This window comes from Acetobacterium sp. KB-1 (genome assembly GCF_003260995.1).
Taxonomy (GTDB): Bacteria; Bacillota; Clostridia; order Eubacteriales; family Eubacteriaceae; genus Acetobacterium; species Acetobacterium carbinolicum.
In genome coordinates, this window is record NZ_CP030040.1 from 1 (window position 1) to 21444 (window position 21444).

The 21444-nt window shown below is 39.9% G+C and carries 18 protein-coding genes and 2 pseudogenes; 12 read left to right on the top strand and 8 right to left on the bottom strand.

Annotation, left to right across the window (positions count from 1 at the left end):
- Positions 1–128: 128 nt before the first annotated feature.
- Positions 129–200: pseudogene (locus DOZ58_RS18770) on the bottom strand (hypothetical protein); the annotation flags it as partial.
- Positions 201–566: 366 nt separating this feature from the next.
- On the opposite strand from DOZ58_RS18770, the gene DOZ58_RS00010 reads away from it, so the two are divergent.
- From DOZ58_RS00010 to DOZ58_RS00025, 4 genes are all read left to right on the top strand, one after another.
- Entirely contained in the window at positions 567–935 is a 369-nt protein-coding gene (locus DOZ58_RS00010) for a metalloregulator ArsR/SmtB family transcription factor (protein WP_111886409.1), read from the top strand.
- Positions 936–1080: 145 nt separating this feature from the next.
- Positions 1081–1302 (top strand): cation transporter, encoded by a 222-nt coding sequence (locus DOZ58_RS00015; protein ID WP_111886410.1) that lies wholly within the window; start codon positions 1081–1083, stop codon positions 1300–1302.
- A 14-nt stretch (positions 1303–1316) separates the two neighbouring features.
- Positions 1317–3161: a heavy metal translocating P-type ATPase gene (locus tag DOZ58_RS00020; protein WP_111886411.1), complete on the top strand. Its 1845-nt coding sequence runs from the start codon at positions 1317–1319 to the stop codon at positions 3159–3161.
- 215 nt (positions 3162–3376) lie between these two features.
- The gene (locus DOZ58_RS00025; RefSeq protein WP_111886412.1) at positions 3377–3856 is read left to right on the top strand and encodes a Csac_0668 family 2Fe-2S cluster-binding (seleno)protein; all 480 of its coding nucleotides are present in this window, start codon (positions 3377–3379) and stop codon (positions 3854–3856) included.
- Between the two features lie 578 nt (positions 3857–4434).
- Here DOZ58_RS00025 and DOZ58_RS00030 read toward each other — a convergent pair.
- Both DOZ58_RS00030 and DOZ58_RS00035 read right to left on the bottom strand, forming a co-directional pair.
- Positions 4435–4764 carry a hypothetical protein gene (locus tag DOZ58_RS00030; protein WP_111886413.1) on the bottom strand — a complete coding sequence of 110 codons (330 nt, stop codon included), beginning with the start codon at positions 4762–4764 and terminating at the stop codon, positions 4435–4437.
- A pseudogene (locus DOZ58_RS00035) lies at positions 4757–5104 on the bottom strand (ATP-binding protein); the annotation flags it as partial. The gene DOZ58_RS00030 and the pseudogene DOZ58_RS00035, both read right to left, overlap by 8 nt.
- Positions 5105–5276: 172 nt before the next feature.
- On the opposite strand from DOZ58_RS00035, the gene istA reads away from it, so the two are divergent.
- On the top strand, positions 5277–6803 hold the full coding sequence (gene istA / locus DOZ58_RS00040) for an IS21 family transposase (RefSeq protein ID WP_371414184.1): 1527 nt from the start codon (positions 5277–5279) through the stop codon (positions 6801–6803).
- Positions 6793–7557: an IS21-like element helper ATPase IstB gene (gene istB / locus DOZ58_RS00045; RefSeq protein ID WP_111886416.1), complete on the top strand. Its 765-nt coding sequence runs from the start codon at positions 6793–6795 to the stop codon at positions 7555–7557. Before istA ends, istB begins: the two co-directional genes overlap by 11 nt.
- 635 nt (positions 7558–8192) lie before the next feature.
- On the opposite strand, the gene DOZ58_RS00050 is transcribed toward istB, so the two are convergent.
- The 3 genes from DOZ58_RS00050 to DOZ58_RS00060 all read right to left on the bottom strand — a co-directional run bounded on the left by DOZ58_RS00050 (position 8193) and on the right by DOZ58_RS00060 (position 11622).
- Complete coding sequence (locus DOZ58_RS00050) at positions 8193–9383, bottom strand: HD domain-containing phosphohydrolase (RefSeq protein WP_371414223.1); 1191 nt, start codon at positions 9381–9383, stop codon at positions 8193–8195.
- Positions 9284–9745: a response regulator gene (locus tag DOZ58_RS00055; protein WP_111886418.1), complete on the bottom strand. Its 462-nt coding sequence runs from the start codon at positions 9743–9745 to the stop codon at positions 9284–9286. Before DOZ58_RS00055 ends, DOZ58_RS00050 begins: the two co-directional genes overlap by 100 nt.
- Positions 9746–10495: 750 nt before the next feature.
- A protein-coding gene (locus tag DOZ58_RS00060; RefSeq protein ID WP_111886419.1) for an IS3 family transposase occupies positions 10496–11622 on the bottom strand; the annotation gives its coding sequence in 2 pieces (ribosomal slippage) (positions 10496–11373 and positions 11373–11622; 1128 coding nt in all).
- A 260-nt stretch (positions 11623–11882) separates the two neighbouring features.
- Between DOZ58_RS00060 and DOZ58_RS00065 the strand changes: the two genes are divergently transcribed.
- Positions 11883–13208: a diguanylate cyclase gene (locus DOZ58_RS00065; RefSeq protein ID WP_111886420.1), complete on the top strand. Its 1326-nt coding sequence runs from the start codon at positions 11883–11885 to the stop codon at positions 13206–13208.
- A 194-nt stretch (positions 13209–13402) separates the two neighbouring features.
- Here DOZ58_RS00065 and DOZ58_RS00070 read toward each other — a convergent pair whose 3' ends face one another.
- Both DOZ58_RS00070 and DOZ58_RS00075 read right to left on the bottom strand, forming a co-directional pair.
- The gene (locus tag DOZ58_RS00070; protein WP_111886421.1) at positions 13403–15076 is read right to left on the bottom strand and encodes a M56 family metallopeptidase; all 1674 of its coding nucleotides are present in this window, start codon (positions 15074–15076) and stop codon (positions 13403–13405) included.
- Between the two features lie 2 nt (positions 15077–15078).
- The gene (locus DOZ58_RS00075; protein WP_111886422.1) at positions 15079–15441 is read right to left on the bottom strand and encodes a BlaI/MecI/CopY family transcriptional regulator; all 363 of its coding nucleotides are present in this window, start codon (positions 15439–15441) and stop codon (positions 15079–15081) included.
- Between the two features lie 244 nt (positions 15442–15685).
- On the opposite strand from DOZ58_RS00075, the gene DOZ58_RS00080 reads away from it, so the two are divergent.
- From DOZ58_RS00080 to DOZ58_RS00100, 5 genes are all read left to right on the top strand, one after another.
- Positions 15686–16492: an MBL fold metallo-hydrolase gene (locus DOZ58_RS00080; RefSeq protein ID WP_111886423.1), complete on the top strand. Its 807-nt coding sequence runs from the start codon at positions 15686–15688 to the stop codon at positions 16490–16492.
- Between the two features lie 43 nt (positions 16493–16535).
- A complete protein-coding gene (locus DOZ58_RS00085) occupies positions 16536–16931 on the top strand; it encodes an MmcQ/YjbR family DNA-binding protein (protein ID WP_242988549.1) in 396 nt (131 codons plus the stop codon).
- A gap of 254 nt (positions 16932–17185) precedes the next feature.
- Positions 17186–19192, top strand: a complete 2007-nt coding sequence (locus tag DOZ58_RS00090; protein WP_111886425.1) for an HD domain-containing phosphohydrolase — start codon at positions 17186–17188, stop codon at positions 19190–19192.
- 300 nt (positions 19193–19492) lie between these two features.
- Positions 19493–20500, top strand: a complete 1008-nt coding sequence (locus DOZ58_RS00095; RefSeq protein ID WP_111886426.1) for a uroporphyrinogen decarboxylase family protein — start codon at positions 19493–19495, stop codon at positions 20498–20500.
- A 175-nt stretch (positions 20501–20675) separates the two neighbouring features.
- Entirely contained in the window at positions 20676–21290 is a 615-nt protein-coding gene (locus tag DOZ58_RS00100; protein WP_111886427.1) for a carboxymuconolactone decarboxylase family protein, read from the top strand.
- Positions 21291–21444: the final 154 nt, after the last annotated feature.

The window sequence follows — 21444 nt, forward strand, 5'->3', positions numbered from 1 at the left end:
GTTTCTTCCGGAAAGAGATGCTGATGCAGTTTTGATTCGTCAATGGCCTGAAGCTCCTGCTCATTAATCGGGTGGGCATCGCAGGCCTTTACCACCCTGGCTACTGTGTTTCGGGATACTTTTAACGTATCCGCAATTCTCCGCTGGCTGAATCCGTCAAGGCGGAGCTGTAAAATTTGTTTTTCTTTGGACATTAACATGTCCTCCTTTCGTAAGTATCACGGTTATCCCGTAGCTTCATTTTAATACTTACGTTAGTGGCTCTCTATAGCGGATTTGAAATTTTTAACAGGTGGCTCCCTGCGTCGGATTAGGTGGCTCTGCGCAGGAGACTGTGTGGCTCTAAATCGTCGGAATACTCAAAACGTTTGTATTGAAAGCACCCTTTTATAGTACTATTATCGTAAGCAGGTGTTTTTAGATGTTTCAATTCAGTTATTAAAAAACACTTGAATAAATGCTCATATAACTATTGACATATGAGAAAAATAATAATATAATAAATACACAACATATGAATGCTTGTTCAAGTATTCATACGAAATGTTTAAAAAAGAGGTGATAATATGACCGAAAAATTTAATTTAATTGAAAGATGTGACTGCAATGTAATTCATGAGGATATTATAAATCAAGTTAGAGATAAAATGCCTCAAGAAGAAAGCCTTTACGATCTAGCAGAATTATTTAAAGTATTTGGAGATTCAACACGAATCAGGATACTATGGGCTTTACATGAAGCTGAAATGTGTGTTTGTGATATCGCTGTATTACTTAACATGACACAATCAGCAATTTCCCATCAGCTGAGAGTCTTAAAACAAGCTAATTTAGTGAAAAACAGAAAAGAAGGCAAAGTAGTATATTATTCATTAGTTGATGATCATGTAAGAGAAATATTTGACCAAGGTCTAATTCATATCAACGAGAAGTAGTAATGCGGTAGAATAGAATATTTTTTGAAGATATTTGGGCAGATATTTAAGTCTTCATATCAAATGAGCAATGCTTCAAGAAAATTTGAAAAAGACTTGTAGTATTCAAAATAAAATTACAAATAATATTTAGGAGGATTTAATAATGAAAAAGAAATTTATACTTGAAGGTTTAGATTGTGCAAATTGCGCGGCAAAAATGGAAAAGGCTATTAATGAGCTTGATGGAGTGAAAGAAGCTACTGTTAACTTTATGACCACAAAACTTGTTATTGATGGTGAGGATGAAAAAATGCCTACAATAATAGCAGAGGCTGAAAAAATAGTTAAAAAAATTGAACCTGATACTATTATGAAAAGGGTATAAGGGGGTATGCAAAAATGAAGAAACGATTGTGGCGAATAATAATTGGTGCAGCCGTGTTAGTTGCAGCAGCAATTATTAATTTTAATAATGAATGGTTACAGATTGCTCTCTTTATAATAAGTTACATTATTGTAGGTGGAGATGTTGTAAAAAGAGCTGTAAAAAATATTTTTAAAGGTCAAGTTTTCGATGAAAACTTTTTAATGAGTATTGCAACAATTGGTGCATTTTTTATTGGTGAGTATCCTGAAGGTGTTGCAGTTATGCTGTTTTATCAAGTTGGAGAACTGTTTCAAAGCTATGCAGTTGGCAAGTCGAGAAAGTCAATTGCAAGCCTTATGGATATTCGACCAGATTATGCAAATGTTAAAAAAGGCGATGAACTTGTCAAAGTTGACCCAGATGAAGTACAAATTGGAGATATTATTGTAATTAAAGCAGGAGAAAAAATTCCTCTTGATGGCAAGGTAATTGAGGGAAGTTCAATGATTGATACATCGGCACTAACAGGCGAATCTATTCCTCGTGAAGTAGAAGTTGGAAGTGATATCCTAAGTGGGTGCATCAACATTAATGGAGTTATTACAGCAGAGGTTACCAAGGAATTTGGAGAATCTACTGTAAGTAAAATTCTTGATTTAGTTGAAAATGCAAGTAGTAAAAAATCCAATTCAGAACAATTTATTACGAAGTTTGCGAGATATTATACACCGGTTGTGGTTATAATCGCAGTTTTTCTAGCTATTATACCGCCTCTTGTTATAGACGGGGCGACTTTTAGTGATTGGATATATAGAGCACTAGCATTCCTTGTGGTATCCTGTCCGTGTGCTTTAGTTATTTCAATTCCTTTGAGTTTCTTCGGTGGAATAGGTGGAGCCTCAAAAAAAGGTATTTTAGTCAAGGGTAGTAACTATTTAGAGGCATTAGCAGAAACTGAAATTGTTGTTTTTGATAAAACTGGAACACTAACGAAAGGTGTATTTAATGTACAGGAAATTCATCCAGAAGGAGTTTCCAAAGAAGAGCTACTAGAATTAACTGCATATGTGGAAAGCTATTCCAATCATCCGATTTCACTTTCACTGAAACGTGCATATGGCAAAGAAATAGACAATGGACGTATTTCAGATGTAGAAGAGATATCAGGTCATGGTGTTATTGCAACAGTAGATGGCAAAAAGGTTATGGCAGGAAATATCAAACTTATGAAAATGATGGATATCCCTTATTTCAAGGGAGAGCTGATCGGTACTGCTGTACATGTTGCTGTTAATAACAAATATATAGGTTACATTGTAATTGCCGATGAGGTAAAGCCAGATTCAGCACAAGCAATCAAGGAACTTAAGGCAGCTAATATTAAACAAATAGTTATGTTGACAGGTGATAATAAAAGTGTTGGTTCAAAGGTTGCTAAAGAGCTTGGTGTTGATAAGGTTTATGCAGAACTGTTGCCAGCAGACAAAGTTGAAAAACTAGAAGAATTATTTTCGCAAAAATCTACAAAAGGTAAACTTGCTTTTGTTGGTGACGGAATCAATGATGCGCCTGTATTAGCTCGTGCAGACATTGGAATAGCAATGGGTGGTTTAGGTTCTGATGCGGCCATTGAAGCTGCTGATATTGTAATTATGACTGATGAGCCATCGAAAATTGCTACTGCAATGAAGATTTCTAAAAAGACACTAAAAATTGCACATCAAAACATAGTATTTGCAATTGGAATAAAAATAATTGTTCTTATTTTGAGTGCTTTTGGAATAACTACTATGTGGGCAGCTATATTTGCAGATGTAGGTGTAACTATCATCGCAGTATTAAATGCTTTTAGAGCTTTGAATGTAAAGAATCTATAAACTATTTTTCCTATTCACCCCCCTTGTTTGATACCGATAATTGATGAGACAATCAAGGGGTATAAATTACAAAATGAAACTTTTTAAAGGCAAATGAAAATTAAGGCCTAAGACAATGGAAGCCTGCACAAGGGCAGAAATTTAAAACTATAAATGAAAATTGGTTGGTATATGACCTTGAATTAGATGGTTTAAAAGATATGGAGGTTATGTAATTGAAAGTTATTGATGAATGTTGCTGTGAATGCACCACACAAAATTTAAATAAAACAAAGGAGAGTTGCCCTGTCTGTAATAATGAAGGAGTAACAGTTAGTAGGATAACCGTTGAACACTTGGTGACAGATGATAACCGCAAGGCAGTCTGGGGAGATAATTATAGGATTTGTATGAATGAAGACTGTGATGTTGCCTACTACAACGTTGATAATGGAATAAAATTCTTAAAAGTCCAAGTTAGTGTTCCTATTTGGTTTAAGAAAGATGCAAATCCAAAGTATTCTTGTTATTGCAGTAAAGTCACTGAAGAACAAGTAATAGAAGCTGTGGTTAAGCATGGTGTGAAGACAGTTAAAGAAGTGAATTCGATAACTGGAGCTATGAAAAAACCTAATTGTAAAGAATACAATCCCTTGGGAGTTTGTTGTCATAAGATTATTCAGGAAGCTATCGATAAAGGCTTAACTATAAAATGATTATTGTGCAAATGGCTAAAATTGAAAAAAACGTAGCTACTCTTGATTTATGGGGTTTAACAAATGCGATTAGATTGAAGTCTTACAGATTCGAAATCAAAATAAAGGTCTACCTGATGTTAATATAATATTGTGAAAACACAAATTATTTGATTGTCAGAAAAGAATAGTTGATTTCTAACCAAAGTATTAGGTTATATTCCATTAGTAGAAAATGTCATATCTTTTATACTAACAATAACATGCAAAAACTTCAACAGCACTGAGATATAAAAATCTTGGTGTTTTTGTTTTATATAAATCTAAAACTAAAACTAAATAAAGAAACCCAAAGAGGCGAAGTCTTCGGTCAACTTATGATCGATAGTCTTCGCCTTTTTTTATTTCAAAAGTAAGAAGAAAGGACTGAGAACAATGTCAAGATATTTCATGTATGGTACATCACTAGGAGGGGTAGAGCAGCTGATGATGCTGGTGTATATTCCGACCGGCAAACTCCATTTGCACGGACATTTCGACCCAACTTCACGGAGGGTAAGATCCACCCTCGCGGAAGCTGAACCATTAATAACTAAATGCTAATACTCAGAATCATTGTGGCCATGAGCAAGACGACAGATATGTTCGCACCACTCATCGGTTTCCATGGGATCCTGGTTATTATATAACAACTGAATATAGATCTGGTATGTGGGATGATCACTATATCGCCTGCCCAGATCGGAGAGAATGTCGCTTCTGAGATACTCATTATAAGGATATGTAAGATGACGGCTCAGCTCATAACGGGTTCTGACCGTTTCAGATTCCAGATGTTGAATATCTTTTATCAGATCATCAATCAACTGACAGAATTCGTATTGGCAATCGCAGTCGCAGCTGTAAAAGCGATTATTCTGATCAACCATGGCTTGCACCGCTTTTGGAAGAAGTCTTGAAGCTGCGCCGTTCCCGCATCGAAATTTTGCCACCAATCCGGATGTCATAGGCATTGTGAATGATGCGATCCATGATGGCTTCAGATATCGGGCTGTCATTATCCGGATCGGGATTGATGCGTTCATACCAGCCTTCCATCTCGTATTGTGTGCAGAAGATAATGGAACCTTCCTTACAGCGGGTTTCGACAATCTCAAGCAGATCATAGGCTTCCTGTGGTTCCAAGGTGCGGATCAGCCATTCATCGAGAATCAGCAGTTCAACCTTCTGGTAGGATTTGATGGTCTTTCTGAAAGTGCCACAACCCTTGGCAACACTTAATGTTTATTGTAAAATAAAAATGTAGAAAGTTGCAAAGCAAAAATCCATAGTATTGCAAGTTGGAAAATGCATAATATTGCAAAATCCATTGCGGGCAAAAATCAAATCAATTATCCTTGTATCTGACCAAAGAACAAGGAGGAAATGGAGAATGCTCACAATGGATCAAATACATGATATCAGATTTCGATTTTATGAGAAAGGGGAAAATGTTTCACAAATCGCAGAAGCGCTACGACTTGATTGGCGTACGGTACGTAAGTACATTGATCAGAACGATTTTAATAAACCGGTACCCAAGCCGGCGGTCAATAAAAAATTCTGTCCCAAGCTTGACCCCTATAAAGCAGTCATCGATTCCTGGCTTATTGAGGATAAATCAGCTCCGCGAAAACAGCGACATACTGCTAAACGGGTGTTTCATCGCCTGCTTTCTGAGGTGACTGGTTTTGACTGTTCCTATCGAACAGTAGCCGCTTATTATGCGGTGAAGCACCGGGAAATTTTCAAACAAAACAAACAGGCCTATCTGCCGCTAGTGCATCAACCCGGGGAAGCACAGGTTGATTTTGGCACGGCTGATTTTTATGAAAATGGCCGAAAATTGACTGGAAAATACCTGGAGGTCTCTTTTCCTTACAGCAACAAAGGCTACCTGCAACTATTCTACGGTGAAAATATGGAATGCCTGCTGGAAGGACTGGATGCCATATTCCGCCACATTGGCTGTGTTCCGGGGGAACTCTGGTTTGATAACACGAAAGTCATTGTTACGGAGATCATCCGTGGTGGGGGGCGTAACCTGACTGATAAATTCGAACGGTTTCGGGAGCATTACTGCTTCAAAGCAGTTTTTATGAATCCCGGTGCTGGCCATGAAAAAGGAAATGTTGAAAATAAGGTTGGGTATCAACGCCGCAACTTCATGGTACCGGTTCCCCACTTTTTATCACTTTCGGATTATAATCGACATTTGCTTTCAGAGTGTGAGAAGGATTCCCGAAGGGGCCATTATCGCTATGATGAAACCATCGAGGAGCGGTTTCAGGCGGATCTCAAGGCCTGTCATGAACTGCCCGTGATTCGTTTTGACCTCACCGGTCATCAAATCCTCAAAGCCGACAATTGGGCCAAGGTTTATCTGAACAAAAGGCAGCATGCTTACTCGGTGGCTCCAAAGTATGCCCAGTGCCCGGTTCATCTGGTGTTAACGTCGTCGATGGTGATTATTCAGGATGAGAATTTTCGTGAGATTGTTCGCCATCGGCGTCTTTACGGGGATAACCGACAAGAGCAGATGGACTGGCTGCCCTATCTGAAACAATTATCCCTACGACCCCGAGCCCTTAAATACACCGGCATCTATGAACTGATGCCGGAATCCATACAAACCTATCTGACCACCTGTTCAAGCAGCGAAGTTGGACAGGTCCTCAAGCTTCTTTCTGAGTTGACCGACCGCACTGGTTTTGACAGTGCCGTGAATACCGTTAATCATGCGATTACCTATCAGGCGAGGGATGCCGGCAGTCTTTCCAATCTTTACCGGCGGCTGTATTCCGATATCCCCGAGCTACCGGCCATGACACTCCCTCTGGGTATTCCAAAGATGACCCCGATGCAGCCCAATCTGACGGCTTATGATGTGTTGCTTCAGGGAACGGGGGTTGACGGTCGTGTTGGATAAAGAAATCGCCGAATGCTGCCGCAAGCTTCGCCTCAGTCGCAATCTGGCTGATTTGGCACAAACCACCGAAGGCAGTAATCACCAGGAATATCTGTATCAGCTACCCAGTGAAGAACTTCGTTACCGAAATACCACTCGTACCGAGAAACTGGTGAACAGTGCCGGTTTCTATGCGATCAATACCTTTGAAGGGTATCGGTTTGATGAAATCACCCTGCCTTCGGATTTGACCCCGGAAAGCCTGAAATCCCTGGCATTTATCCACGAAAAGAAGAATCTCATCCTGTATGGCGGCACCGGAACCGGTAAAACCATGCTGTCAACCGCTCTCGGCGTCGCTGCCTGTCGGCAGGGAATCCCGGTGAAATTCTTCCGGACGGCGGCCCTGGTGAATAAACTGTCCGAAGCCAAAACGGCTGGCACCCTGACCGCTTTTCTGAAAAGGCTGAACAAAGCGGAAGTGATTATCCTGGATGAATATGGTTATGTTCCATTGGATCGAACGGGAGCACAGCTCCTGTTCGAAATCATATCCGACTGTTATGAACGCCGGACCATTATTCTCAATACCAACCTGGAATTCTCCCGATGGGTCAATGTGCTTTATGATGAACAGATGACGGCTGCTATGCTGGATCGGCTGCTTCACCACTGCCACCTGCTTATGTTTCCAGGTCCCAGTAACCGCATGCGGGAATCCAGCATCAATGAGTTGTATCGTTCAATCTCAGACAATCAATTGAAAAAACAATAAAACATGCTCGCAATGCTTTGATTTTTAACGAAATCGCTTCGCATTTTAGCTTGCAAAACTATGGATTTTCCATAATGCAACATTCTGTATTTTTAACTTGCAACTTTCTGCAAAAAGTTCTTGCAAAAAACAGAATGGATTATTAAATAATGGATAAAGAATAAATCATTCTTCATGAAAGCTCTTTAATTCTCTAATAATTGTCGTACATACGGTAGGGTACGCCCAGGGCACGCCATTTTATCGATTTTATTGTCACCTATATATTGTGGGTGGCTTTTTTTATATTTAGAATTGAGGTGTGAAATAAAGTTAATCTGTGGTTACCGAGAGATCTCCAAGCCAAAGGATTTTTAAGAATGGCTCCGAATTTTGGCAATAATATTGCCTTAATCAGCCGAGGCTATCCATCTGCCCTTGAACAAAAAAATGATCTGTTTATTCATGATTTTAATGTGGTTCTATGTCAATATTTAGTACAAATTAAAACGAGAACTTTTTTCATTCGCATTTTAATTTATTAGATAAGTTGAAATAAACGGTTGCAAATTGAATTGGTAATTGAGCAGTCTGTGCGCGAGGGTCCGCTCCCCTGGCCATCACGGATCGCCGCAACGTTACAATATTTTATTCAACTAATGTAACAATGATTTTTCAGTTACTAGTTTTTCTTGATAGCCGAGTGGATTAGAGCTGATAATCCTTGCTTCTATTAATATTTCCCCGGCTTTAAGTTTCCGGGGATACCCCGAGCCGTCCATCCTTTCATGATGTTGGTATACGATTTCTGCAATTGGCCCGGTAAAATCAACCGATTTTAAAATATTGTATCCCGCCTCAGAATGAATTTTAATAATCTCATACTCCAGGGGAGACAATTTGGTCGGTTTTACAAGTAGTTCAGTCGGTACATACATCTTCCCGATATCGTGGAGCAAACCGGTTATTCGTACGGTTTCCACAGCATCTTCATCTAAATTAAGTTGGATTGCCATGGTTGTCGCCAGTTTACTCACTCGGTTTTGATGTCCGCTGGTGTAAGGATCCCGAACCTCCACGACTGCGGACAATGCCGTGACAATCCCATCCAGCAGTTTCCTGTATTTCTCCAGTGAAGCAGCCATTGCCTTCTGTGCCAATACGGTTTCGGTGATTGAACGTGAAATACTTAATACCGTTGAAACGCTGCCATTTTTATTTAACTCCGGTACAATGATGGTGTTATAATACTGAATGCCTGTGGCGGTACTGAGTTCGAAATCAGTGTTTTTCTCATGTTTATTTTCAAACACCCATTGGATCACACTTTTAAGCTTTTTATAATCTGCATTACAAATACCCAGGTCGATGAATGTTTTACCAATCATCAACTGTGTTGGTACATTTAAATCAATTTGGGAGCGGTTGTGAAAATAAACAAATTGGTAAGACCGATCCAGTCTGGCAATGATATCAGGGGCATTATCGACAAGCGTCCGGTAATCATTCTCGCTCTTTATCAAGGCATTTTCGGCAAATTTTCTGGCCGTGATATCCCGGACAATACTGAGCAGAATTTGCTTACCCTCCAATAAAGAACCATGCGAATTTATTTCAACTTCCATAGCAGAACCATCTTTTCGAAAATGAATCGTTTCAAAAATGATTCCTTCTTGATTTCCTTTTTTTATTTCATTAATAATTATTTTCTCTTTGTTTGAACCACACAATTCGAAGATACTCTTTGTCAGGAATTCTTCCCGGCTGTACCCATAGTTTTTGATGGCGGCATTGTTGGCTTCCAGAATGATCCCAATTCTTTTATTGCCTTGACAAAGAGCGGGAATTCGAGGGGTTTAACCACGTAGGAGTTCGCACCCAGTTTATAACCCCTCAAGATATCCGTTTCTTCATTTGAGGAGGTTAATATCACAACCGGAATCAGATGTAGTTTCGGTTCTTCCTTGATTTGTTTTAGTACTTCAAGGCCGTCCACTTTCGGAAGCTTGAGATCCAGGATTATCACCACTGGATTACCGCTTTCCCGGTTGGCAAAATTACCCAGATAGAAAAGATACTCAAGTGCTTCGGCACCGTCGTTGACCACATCTACCTTACTTGCAAGATTGCTTCCTTCCAGTGCCACTAATGTTAATTCCACATCATTGAGATTATCTTCAACCAATAAAATCCGGTCTAATTCCAACATCGTTAACCCTCCTTATATTGTAGTTGCATCGGGTTATATTATGATTTTATATTTCGTGTTTTCATAGGTATTACACTTTATAACAATGGCACAGTTTTCTAAATTAGTTCTCCGTTTTATATCCTTTCAACTTCTTGTTTAGACTCTTTTAATCACTTTAACACCCTTTTCAGATTTTATAGGCCATTAATTAATTTCAGGCCGTTTGTAATAATAATCGTGTGAACATTAAATTTTAGGGTATGAATATAATGTGAAACGATCTGGAAATTTTCCTTTTAATTAGGGCATCATCAGGATCAATGATTTACTCAAAGGGATTCTGTCAGGTTAAAGGTGCTGTTTCGGTTGCCTTTAGTGAACACTTTTGGGGATGAAGAAGTCCGACCTCTCGATGAAATCAGAAAGGGCTTTTGTCAGTCCAATTGTATGCGTAATGCTTATATTATGGCTAATTTTACTAGAAAAATAGTTTGTGAGAATCGATAAGGTGAGAGAGGTTAATTAAAATGGACAAGGAAAAGTTCAAAAGAATTATTTTAGAAAATGAAGATGTTGGATTGTCAACACTTTTTCAGACAACTTTTTTAAGGTCTGCTGTTTTGAATTCAATCGGCGTCATATAATCAAGAGACGAATGAATTTGGATTGTCAACACTTTTTCAGACAACTTTTTTAAGGTCTGCTGTTTTGAATTCAATCGGCGTCATATAATCAAGAGACGAATGAATTTGGATTGTCAACACTTTTTCAGACAACTTTTTTAAGGTCTGCTGTTTTGAATTCAATCGGCGTCATATAATCAAGAGACGAATGAATTCGGATGTGATTATACCAATGAATATAATCAAACAATTCCAGTTTTAGCTGTTCCAGGGAGTCAAACGTATTCGGATACACAAATTCAGTTTTAAAAACTTTAAAGGTAGCTTCAGCAACGGCATTGTCATACGGACAACCTTTTTGACTCAATGAACGTCTGATATTAAACGTATCGATGATCCCATCAATAATATTGTTTTTAAATTCATTTCCACGATCCGTATGGAAGATTGATATCTTATCCAGTCTGTATTTGACCGTTGCAAAAGCCTGATAAACAAGCATGGCATCTTTTTGCGCGCCTGCGCTGTAACCAATAATTTCGCGATTGTATAAATCCAGAAGAATACATACATAATTCCATTTTCCGGCAACACGAACATAGGTAAGATCACTGACAACTACTTCCAGCTGCTCTCTGTCATCAAACTGGCGATTAACTTCGTTTTGGATTTTATCATTGTTTACCGGTGTTTTATGAACTTTGAATTGAGCGATTGTATAGGTCGATACCAGGCCCAGTTCTTTCATTATTCGGCCAATCCGTCGGCGTGATACAATCTGTTTTTTCTTTTCCAGTTCTTTTTTGATTTTACGCGTGCCATAATTACGCCTGCTAGCCTTGAAAATGTCGGTAATATCCTGTTTCAGTTTTTTTTCATCTTCTGATTTTCGGGTTTTAGACTCATAATAATAGGTGCTTCGTGTTATTTTTAGGACTTTACACATTGCTGATACCGAGTATCTGTCTTGATTCGCTTGGATGACTTCTACTTTCGTCCTATGATCAGCGCTGCTTGCTTTAGGATGTCGTTTTCCATTTTTAATTGTTGGACTTCTTTGCGCAATTTGATTAACTCGTTTTCTTCATCACTGCGGTTGTCTTTTTCTTTAAATGATCCGGAGTTTTGATGCTGTTTCACCCAACGATCAAAGGCTGAAGCTGACAATTCATACTCCTTAATAATTTCATGTCTGGGTTTTCCGTTTAAATATAATTGGACGACCTGATTTTTAAATTCATCTGTAAAAATTCGGCGTTCTCTTCTGGTCATATTGGTTCTCCTTCATTTTATGGATTTAGTTTATATGACCTTAGTAAATCTGTCCAGTTAAGTATAGCCTATCCATCTCTTCTGGTCATATTGGTTCTCCTTCATTTTATGGATTTAGTTTATATGACCTTAGTAAATCTGTCCAGTTAAGTATAGCCTATCCATCTCTTCTGGTCATATTGGTTCTCCTTCATTTTATGGATTTAGTTTATATGACCTTAGTAAATCTGTCCAGTTAAGTATAGCCTATCCATGTTCTTATGGAAAAAGCACTAAATTATGGGAAAGAAAGAAATTATACAAAATATACATCAACCTTAAAAGAGGCTTGGCGGATGTCAATAGCAGGCCTTTCGAAGGCGTTAGTAAAAGTCATTGAAAAGAACGATGCTATCCCTGAAATGGGACCAGATGATGATTTCACTACAAGTGAAGTTGCTGAATTTGGGATAATTGAAGCCCAAAAACATCGCTCACGAGGTGTTACCCTAGGCATGTTTCTTAGTTTTATGAAATATTATCAACAAGCATATGAAGATCTCATTTATGAAAGTAACTTTTCAGTAGAAGAAAAAAGATATTGCTCATTATATATCAAACGGTATTTTGATCAACTTGAATTGGGTTTTGCGTTAGAGTGGTCGGGATTATCTGAAAAACAAAAGTTGGAGGAACTTCAGAAATCAAACAGAGTTATCACAAATGAAAAAAATAAATATCTCACAGTTTTCGAAAGTATTTATGATCCGATTATTCTCGTTGATAAAAATAACAATATTGAAAACATTAATTATAAAGCAGCTGAAGTTTTTTTTGACTTTGCTGTTTCCGGCATGAAATATTATGGAAATATTAATACGGAAAAGGAGTTCGACTGGTTAAATAGAGAACTTGATAAATTTATGGATTTAAATGAAAAAGAAGTTATAATCGAAAAAACAATGGAAACAAAAAAGGGTCAAAAAACATTTATGATAAAATTCAGAAAAATGTTGGATGTCAGTGAAAAATACAGAGGAACCGTTATTTTATTCAATGACATAACCGAAAGAAAAGAAATGGATCAAATATTAAAAAAACAACAGGAAAAGCTGGAATACTATGCATTTACTGATCCAATGACAGGTGTTTCAAATCGGAGAACCGGTCTTATGATTTTAGAACAGGAGCTGTTGTTTAAACATAGGATAGATGCACCTTTATCAATATGTTTTCTTGATATTGATGGTCTCAAGAAAATAAATGATACCTATGGACATGAAGAGGGGGATATTTTGATTAATCTTATTATTGAGAATTTAAAAGAATCAGTGCGTGAGATCGATACAATTAGCCGAATAGGTGGAGATGAATTTCTAATTATTTTTCCTGGTTGTTTTGAATCGGATGCTGAAAAAGTAATCCAGCGGATTAACTACAAATTAGAAGACTATGATAAGAAAAATGAAAAACCATACCAGCATGGGTTTAGCTACGGAATACTTGAATTATGTGTTGATAACAAATTAAGTATCAATGCGGTGATAAATGCGGCAGATAAAAAAATGTATCAAAATAAGATGCAAAAAATGATTAACCCAAAGTAGCAAAGGTGCTAACTGGAATTCTTTAGGGTATTACAACCGGGATTCCCCAAATAATGCCAATCAGATATGGTTTGAAAGAGCCGGATCTGATTGATCTTGCCGGGTATTTTAGAGTGAACCCATTGGCATCAGAGACGAGTGACACGAATTCTGATGCCATTCCAGACACTAAGAACTTAGTCGGTCAAATTTGTTCAAGGTTGCAAGACAAGACTTTCTTCCTGATCATTCCACATCACGGTGATGGTAACTTCCTGAGGAGGAGTTGACATCGGCCCATTACCGGAACCGCCCCCTAAATTAACAATTCCGTCGTCATACACCCGCAAGCCAGTTCCGCCACCGCCACCGCCAGTGCGATCATATTTATATGAGATACTTCCAACCCGCTCCGGATCATCACCACGATAAACTAACTGAGATGTCTCCCAACCATAGGCATCCATATGCAGTCGGCCATCCTCATCCTCAATCGGATTATTATAATATTTTGAGGTATAGGTACCACGCCAGTGTTGGCTTTCACCATGATAGACAACGGTTTTTCCGTCGTTTAAATATAGAAAAACGGTGTCGAAAATGATGGTTGCCAACTTGTGAAATTCGCTGGACTCATTGGCTTCCAGAAGATCGCCATTTCCAAACGGTGCCTCTAAAACAACGGAGGCATTTTTTGAATGATAGGCATTAACCGACCCATCGAAGACAATGTTATTATAGCCAAAGTCCCAACGAACAAAGTTATCATATCGTTTATCCATGTTATCAAAAATATAAATATAGATGGTGCCATCATATGCTTTCAACCGGAAAATTCCCGGTTCAATACCGCCAATGGCATAATCCGCAGGGTTTTTGTTGCGGTCTTTTTCCATTGCCAGATTATGGGCGTTAAAGGTATTGATAATCTCTTTTTCCGTTAACCAGGCACTCGTGTCGGAAGGATTCGTTATCAGTCCGATCATCGTGCCGACGAGAATAATCACCGCAGCGGCAACGACATAGAATTTTGGTTGCTTTAAAGTAAGGATGTTTCGGATTCTTCCTTTTATATCGCCTTCACCAAAAGCCAAGGGCGATAGTCGCGGGTTTCGTTTACCTGTTGCCAGATTTAATAAGGATTGGGAATAATCTTTTTTTATTTCATAACCCAACTGATTGATCACGGCTTCATCACAGGCCATTTCCATATCTTTGCCACTGACATAAAAAGCAACCCAAACCAGTGGATTAAACCAGTGGATAGATAAAATCAGATAGCTGACAAAGCGGATCACATGATCAAATCTTCGGATATGAGTTTGTTCATGCAAGAGGATATGTTTTTTCTCTATTTCATCCAGATTAACCGGTAAATAGATTTTAGGTTTGATAAACCCCAGCACAAAGGGCGTTAGGACTTTGTCGGAAATGAAGAGATTGTCTTTATCAATAGTTACTTTTTTCAAACGATGCTTTAGTTTGATATAAGAGATTACACCGTAAAGTAGAAGAGCTGACATACCAATGACCCAAATAACGGAAGCGATCATGAAAAAAATCTGCAACGGATTAACACTGGTGACGACTTCCGGTGTCGGCAGTGCGTTGTTGATGGGGACATCAACCGCAGCAATGCCAGTGATGATCTGTGGTGTTTCTGCCACTGAAAGGTCAGTAGGGATCGGCTTTGGATTAACCGGCAGGAGACTAAGTGCACTAGCAAAAGAAAAGGGAAGCAGCAGTCTTAGTAACACTACTGACCAGAGGATATAAGTGTAGCGCTTTGGTGCTTTTTTTAGTAGTAATCGGGCCATGAGAACAGCCAGAATTACAATGCTCCCGATATAACTCAGATTAAGAACTTCGATAAAAATCGCTTCAAACATGTTTATTCCTCCCGGTATTCGTCAATTAGCTGCTGCAGCTCGTGGACTTCTTGCTCATTTAATTTCCGGCGACGGGTAAATGCCGCGATAAATCGCGGTAGCGAGCCGTCAAAGGTTTCGGCGAGAAAGGCTTCGCCCTTCTTACTTAAAAAATCATCTTTTGATACAATAATCCTAACGATGCCGCTGTCATTGACAAACAGCTCCCGGTCACAGAGGCGTTTAAGCATGGTATAGGTCGTCGTTCGCTTCCAGTTAAAGGCTTCCGCGCACAGCGCTATTAAGTCCCGGGTGGAGACCGGTGCATTTTCCCAAATGAGTTCGGTTAATCGTTGCTCCATTTCCCCCAGTTTATATTTTTTCATCAAAGCCTCCTTGTCTAATAACACTAGACAAGTTTAGTCTAACATCATTAGACAGATAAGTCAAATTGTGTTTAAACGATTTGCTGTTAGTGAAAATTGCTGCAAATAGTTTTTAGAAATAGCAGAATCGTGAAAAGTTTAACGTTTGGCGCTGGGGTTGCGATAGGACCACTGGATAAATCCAGGATTTTCGAGTATAATCAATTAAAAAGCAGCAAATGATGCAATTAGTGGAGGAATAAGAGTGAAGGAACGTTTAATTATCCTGGGCACTGGCAATGCAGCTGTCACGCGGTGTTATAATACTTGTTTTGCAATACAAAAGGGAAACAATTATTTTCTGGTTGATGCCGGCGGGGGAAACGGAATACTGACCCAGTTGGAAAAGGCTGAAATTGGATTAGAACAGATTCATGATATTTTTATCAGCCATGAGCACACAGATCATTTGCTCGGACTAATCTGGTTGATCCGGATGATTGCTGCTAAAATCCGCAGCGGAAAATACGAAGGTAATTTAAATATCTATTGCCATCCGCAGTTAAATAAAACAGCCATGATAATAGTGAAACTAACACTTCCTGAAAAGTTTGTTAAACTTATTGGTGAACGGATTTTCTTTAGAATTGTGAAAGATGGGAAGGCCAAAAAAATTTTAGGTAATAAGGTAACTTTTTTTGATATTCAATCTCAAAAAGCCAAACAATTTGGCTTTACAATAAAGCTGGAGTCGGGAAGAAAATTAACTTTTCTAGGAGATGAACCCTATAAAGATCATGAATATCGGTATGCTTTCCAATCCGACTGGCTGTTGCATGAGGCCTTTTGCCTTTATGCTGAACGAGAGCGGTTTAAGCCTTATGAAAAGTTTCATACCACCGTTAAGGATGCCTGTGAAATCGGGGCCCGGCTGGAAGTGGTCAACTTGATACTCTATCATACCGAAGATCGCAATTTGGCCAACCGAAAGGCCCTGTACATTGCCGAAGGGCAACCATTTTTTGCGGGAAACCTGCTGGTGCCGGATGATCTGGAGGAATTTGAACTCTAAAATGCTAATGAATACGAAGACCCTGCGAATAGGAAAGGAGATTATGATGAAACCTTGTGAAAAATGGGATGAACTGATCGAAAATACAATAGAACCTTTACCGGGCACGTCCCGGGATTATCAACACGAATGGGATGCGGTTCGATATTTTGTCGGCGATGTGATGTTTGCCATGCGTGGAGAAAATAAGGTTGGCGATTCATTATTGACAGTCAAATTGCCACCCGGTGATGGAGAAATCCTCCGCTCCCGTTACCCCGATATTATTCCTGGGTATTATATGAACAAACAGCATTGGAATTCAATCATGCTTGATAAAAATGTGCCAGAGGCAGTTTTAGTTGATTGTATTCAATTGGCTTATCAGACGGTACTAAAGAAATTGACAAAAAAGAAACAGCGGGAGATTGAGGAAAGTACGAAAGTTTCCGAAGCATAAGTAAAACAGCTCAATCGGAAAAGAGGAGAAACCATGTCAGCCGAACTGATTAAGGATCTATTATTTAATACTGCCCTGCTGCTCTCCATCAGCATTGTTTACAATCTCTTTTTTATCCACTTTGACGAGCGTCGCAAAAAATAGGTAATTGCGAAACTAATTATAAAAACTGACGTAAATAAGCTATTCCAAACCAATTTTGGATAAATATAAGCTGATTTGGTGAGGAGCTGTATAAATATACTATACAAGAAATGACTTATCCAAGGGATTTATTGAGTTTTGCAAACACCTATCGCAAAAAATGGTTGGAGGTTGCTCTCGGTGTTTTTCTGGGTGGAGTGGGGATTCTGCTAATGATGAATACCGTTAGTTTTTCAAATGGGATCATCTTCGATACCCGATCGATTCTGATTAGTGTAACGGGACTATTTCTCGGTTACTTGCCTACCATCATGGCCACCCTGATGATCTCGCTTTATCGGATTTATTTAGGCGGTGGTGGGGCCCTCACCGGGGTGTTAGTGACGGTGACCTCCGCTCTAATTGGGCTGTGCTGGTATCGATATCGGTTGAAGAAAATACGCCAAAAGCCTAAAAAAGTCTGGCCGGAGCTGTACTTGTTTGGCGTGATTGTCCATCTCGCCATGTTGGCTTGTATGCTGACCTTGCCCAATCAACAAGGGTTTGATGTTCTGCAGGTTATTACTCTGCCAGTGCTGATTATCTATCCTCTGGGAACTTTGCTGCTATGCCTGGTGATGCTTCAGGCACTCAAAAATCGGGAAGCAGAGAAAAATCTGCGGGAAAGCCGGGAAAGTTATAAACACCTCTATTATGAATACCAGAAAAAAGAATCGCTGCTGCGTTCACTACTGGATTCGCTGCCAGACCTGGTTTTTTATAAAGATAATGCGGGTGTATATCTCGGTTGCAACAAAGCCTTCGAAGGTTTTGCCGGTAAAACCAAGGACGAATTGGTGGGGCTCACTGACTTTGATCTCTTTGACGAAAAAATGGCAACCTTATTTCGCGATATGGATCAACTGATGATGAAGGAAAAAAAATCCCGTCGGAATGAAGAATTCGTGACCTATCCGGATGGACAAGAAGTTATTTTGGAAACCCTGAAAACGCCCTACTATGATCACAATGCTCAGATTCTGGGATTAATCGGGGTCAGTCGGGATATCACCGAACGTAAGAAAACAGAAGCTGAGATGCTCTTTCTGAGCCAGCACGATGCCCTTACGGGCCTCCATAACCGGGGCTACTACGAAAAAGAACGGCAGCGGCTGGATCATCACGATTATTTACCGTTATCTCTAATCATTGGAGATATTAATGGACTCAAATTGATTAATGATGCCTTTGGCCATGGCGCAGGGGACAAACTGCTAATTAGCATCGCCAGGATTTTGGCTTCTTGCGCCAGAGAAAAAGATGTCTTGGTGAGAACCGGCGGGGATGAGTTTGTTATGTTGCTACCCCAGACTTCTTATCGGGAAACTGGAGCTCTGGTTGAAAAAATTAAAAAAGCCTGCAAAGCTGGATACGAGCTGGATAATGAACGGATTATTACAAGTATTTCGTTGGGATTTGCCACCAAAACCCGGGAGCAGGAACCTTTTGAAAAAGTATTCAGGTTAGCCGAGGAGTCGATGTACCGAAAAAAACTACTGGACTATAAAAGTTTTCATTCTACCGTCCTGAATTCCATTAAAACCACCCTCTTTGAAAAAAGTAACGAAACCGAAGAACACGCAGAGCGGATGGCCAGTATGGCTAAGCAATTGGGGCAGGTCTTGGGGCTGGATCAGGAGGAACTGGTAGCTTTGGAATTGGCGACAACCCTTCATGATATCGGAAAAATTAGCATCGACAGCAAGCTACTTCAAAAAAATGGTCAATTGACTGATGATGAGTGGCTGGAAGTCAGAAAGCATCCTGAGGTGGGCTATCGAATTGCTCAGACAGTGCCGGAATTGCGCAAGATCTCTGAATATATTCTTTGTCACCATGAGCGCTGGGATGGCACCGGTTACCCCCAAGGTCTAAAAACCGATGAAATTCCCCTGTTGGCCCGGATTCTAGCTATTGTGGACGCCTATGATGCAATGACCCGGGACCGACCCTATCGCAAAGCAATGACAAAAAAGGACGCCATTGATGAGTTAAAGCGTAATGCCGGCACTCAGTTTGATCCGGTTCTGGTGGGGGTGTTCATTAAGGATGTAATCGAAGAAAATATGATTGAATAGGAGCTCGATAAGGCAGATCCTGACCAAAGATTGAATGCACAATACAAGACGGTTTAAAATTCTTAATTATATTTAAAACAGTAGAAAGACGGAATAAATCCCCTTTGGATCAGGAAACTCCCGAACTTGATGGGATTTTTAAAGAAGCTTATCAACAGGCCAATGATAACGTCATCAAAAATATAGATTTAACCGGTTAAGTAATGCTTGTAATTCTTTGAAACTAGTGATATAATTCATTTTACAAATATATACGCATTTAAATTGTGTAACGCTACTATTTTTAGGAGGAAATGATTTATGCTAACGAAACGACAGAACCTATTGGAAACGATTAAAGGTGGCAATCCGGACCGCTTTGTCAATCAGTATGAGGCCTTTGTGTGTACCGATGCCATTTACGGAATGATAATGGGTGATCCGATTACCGGACAAGGCGCTTTTCCCATGCCTGGTGGCGAACCGGCAAAGAATGCCTGGGGCATTACCTTTGCCTGGCCAGCGGGAACCCCCGGAGCATTTCCCTTACACGATAAGGAACACAAGGTGCTCCAGGATATTACAAAATGGCGGGACGTTGTTAAGGCCCCTAAAACAGATTTACCAGCCGAAGCCTGGGCCCCGTTTTTACCAGCCATTGAAGCAATTGACCGTAACGAGGTATTCGCCACCGTCTTTGTGGCTCCGGGAGTCTTTGAACAATGCCATCATTTAATGGGGATGGAAGATTGTCTGATGGGTTTTTATGAGGAACCGGAAGAAATGCATGCCTTAATTGATTACATTGTTGAATATGAACTTCGTTATGCCGCGGAATTGATCAAATATTACAAACCAGATTGTCTGTTCCATCATGACGATTGGGGCAGTTCTCTGAACTCGTTTATGGCACCGGAAATGTTTGCCGAGTTTATCGTACCGGCTTACAAAAAAATCTACGGCTTTTATAAGGCTAACGGTGTTGAGCTAGTGGTCCATCACAGCGATTCCTATGCCGCCAATCTGGTACCACTGATGATCGAAATGGGAATCGATATCTGGCAGGGCTGTATTTCTAATAATAATGTTCCCGACCTCATTAAAAAGTACGGCGGCCAGATCTCGTTCATGGGCGATATCGACAACTCCCTGATTGATGATGAAAACTGGACCCAGGAAAGTGTTGGCGCCGAAGTGCGCAAAGCCGTCGCCCGATGCGGTAAACACTATTATATCCCTTGTATTACCCAAGGTGGTCCCGGTAGTGTTTACCCCGGCGTTTATGAAGCGATTACTACGGAAATTGATCTGATCAATGCCGGAAAATAGTTAGTGCTGGAGAATAATTTACACCCTGATTAAACCAATCCATCATAAAAGAAAACCTAGCAACAGCCGGAGAATTTTCTCCGGCTGTTTTCGTTTCTGGGAGTCGGATTATGATCAGTGTTTAATTGGTTATAATGATGGTATACAGTCGATATAAAGATAAACGGAGGGGAAAATGAAAAATACGGGTAAAAAAGAAAAAAATAGCAATAATGGAATACCAAAAGCATTTATAAAAGCACCGAAAAGAATACCGTTGTTACTTCGGATCGGATTGTACATCGCCAAAAAAGAAACTGGTAAAGACTTGATGCCGGCCCGGATGTTAACCTGGTATCCCAGAGCGGCCATTGGTTCCGGTGTTTTGGAGATGATGACTGCAAAAGGGAAGAATAATCAGGAGATGCGGCTACTCAATCTAGTTAGGCTCCAGGCCTCGTTAATCTGCTCCTGCTCATTTTGTATTGACATGAACGCCGTCGGGATCCTTAAAAATGGGATAACGGATGACGAGTTGGCAGTCTTACAGGGGCGTCGGAAGGTGCAGTCTGTTGATACATTTAGCCTGCGTGAGCTGCTGGCACTGGAGTACGCCATCAGTCTGTCACGTACCCCGCCCGATCTATCTGGTCAATTCATTAAAAATCTGACCTGTGAATTTACCGAAGCCGAAATCGTTATGTTGGCAAGTACCATTGCCAGTGTCAATTATTGGGCCAGACTGAATCAGGGGCTAGGAATACCGCCAGCAGGGTTTAGCGACCGTTGTTTACTCTATCACAAATGTTAGCTGGCAGTGGTGCTCCGATTGATTGGAAACTGCAAACGAGTAAGCGTACAAATTTCTTAAAACAGAGGATCATACCCTCTGTTTTTTCTTTTGTCCCGAAAACAGTAAGCCTTCACCTAATCTTCGGATAAGTTGAAAGTGGTATACAAACAGC

Coding starts and splice junctions, on each gene's coding strand:
- DOZ58_RS00010 (WP_111886409.1), top strand. CDS start 567: ATGACCGAAAAATTTAATTTAATTGAAAGATGTGACTGCAATGTAATT.
- DOZ58_RS00015 (WP_111886410.1), top strand. CDS start 1,081: ATGAAAAAGAAATTTATACTTGAAGGTTTAGATTGTGCAAATTGCGCG.
- DOZ58_RS00020 (WP_111886411.1), top strand. CDS start 1,317: ATGAAGAAACGATTGTGGCGAATAATAATTGGTGCAGCCGTGTTAGTT.
- DOZ58_RS00030 (WP_111886413.1), bottom strand. CDS start 4,764: ATGGTTGATCAGAATAATCGCTTTTACAGCTGCGACTGCGATTGCCAA.
- istA (WP_371414184.1), top strand. CDS start 5,277: ATGGATCAAATACATGATATCAGATTTCGATTTTATGAGAAAGGGGAA.
- DOZ58_RS00055 (WP_111886418.1), bottom strand. CDS start 9,745: ATGTTGGAATTAGACCGGATTTTATTGGTTGAAGATAATCTCAATGAT.
- DOZ58_RS00065 (WP_111886420.1), top strand. CDS start 11,883: ATGGAAAAAGCACTAAATTATGGGAAAGAAAGAAATTATACAAAATAT.
- DOZ58_RS00070 (WP_111886421.1), bottom strand. CDS start 15,076: ATGTTTGAAGCGATTTTTATCGAAGTTCTTAATCTGAGTTATATCGGG.
- DOZ58_RS00075 (WP_111886422.1), bottom strand. CDS start 15,441: ATGAAAAAATATAAACTGGGGGAAATGGAGCAACGATTAACCGAACTC.
- DOZ58_RS00085 (WP_242988549.1), top strand. CDS start 16,536: ATGATGAAACCTTGTGAAAAATGGGATGAACTGATCGAAAATACAATA.
- DOZ58_RS00090 (WP_111886425.1), top strand. CDS start 17,186: ATGACTTATCCAAGGGATTTATTGAGTTTTGCAAACACCTATCGCAAA.
- DOZ58_RS00095 (WP_111886426.1), top strand. CDS start 19,493: ATGCTAACGAAACGACAGAACCTATTGGAAACGATTAAAGGTGGCAAT.
- DOZ58_RS00100 (WP_111886427.1), top strand. CDS start 20,676: ATGAAAAATACGGGTAAAAAAGAAAAAAATAGCAATAATGGAATACCA.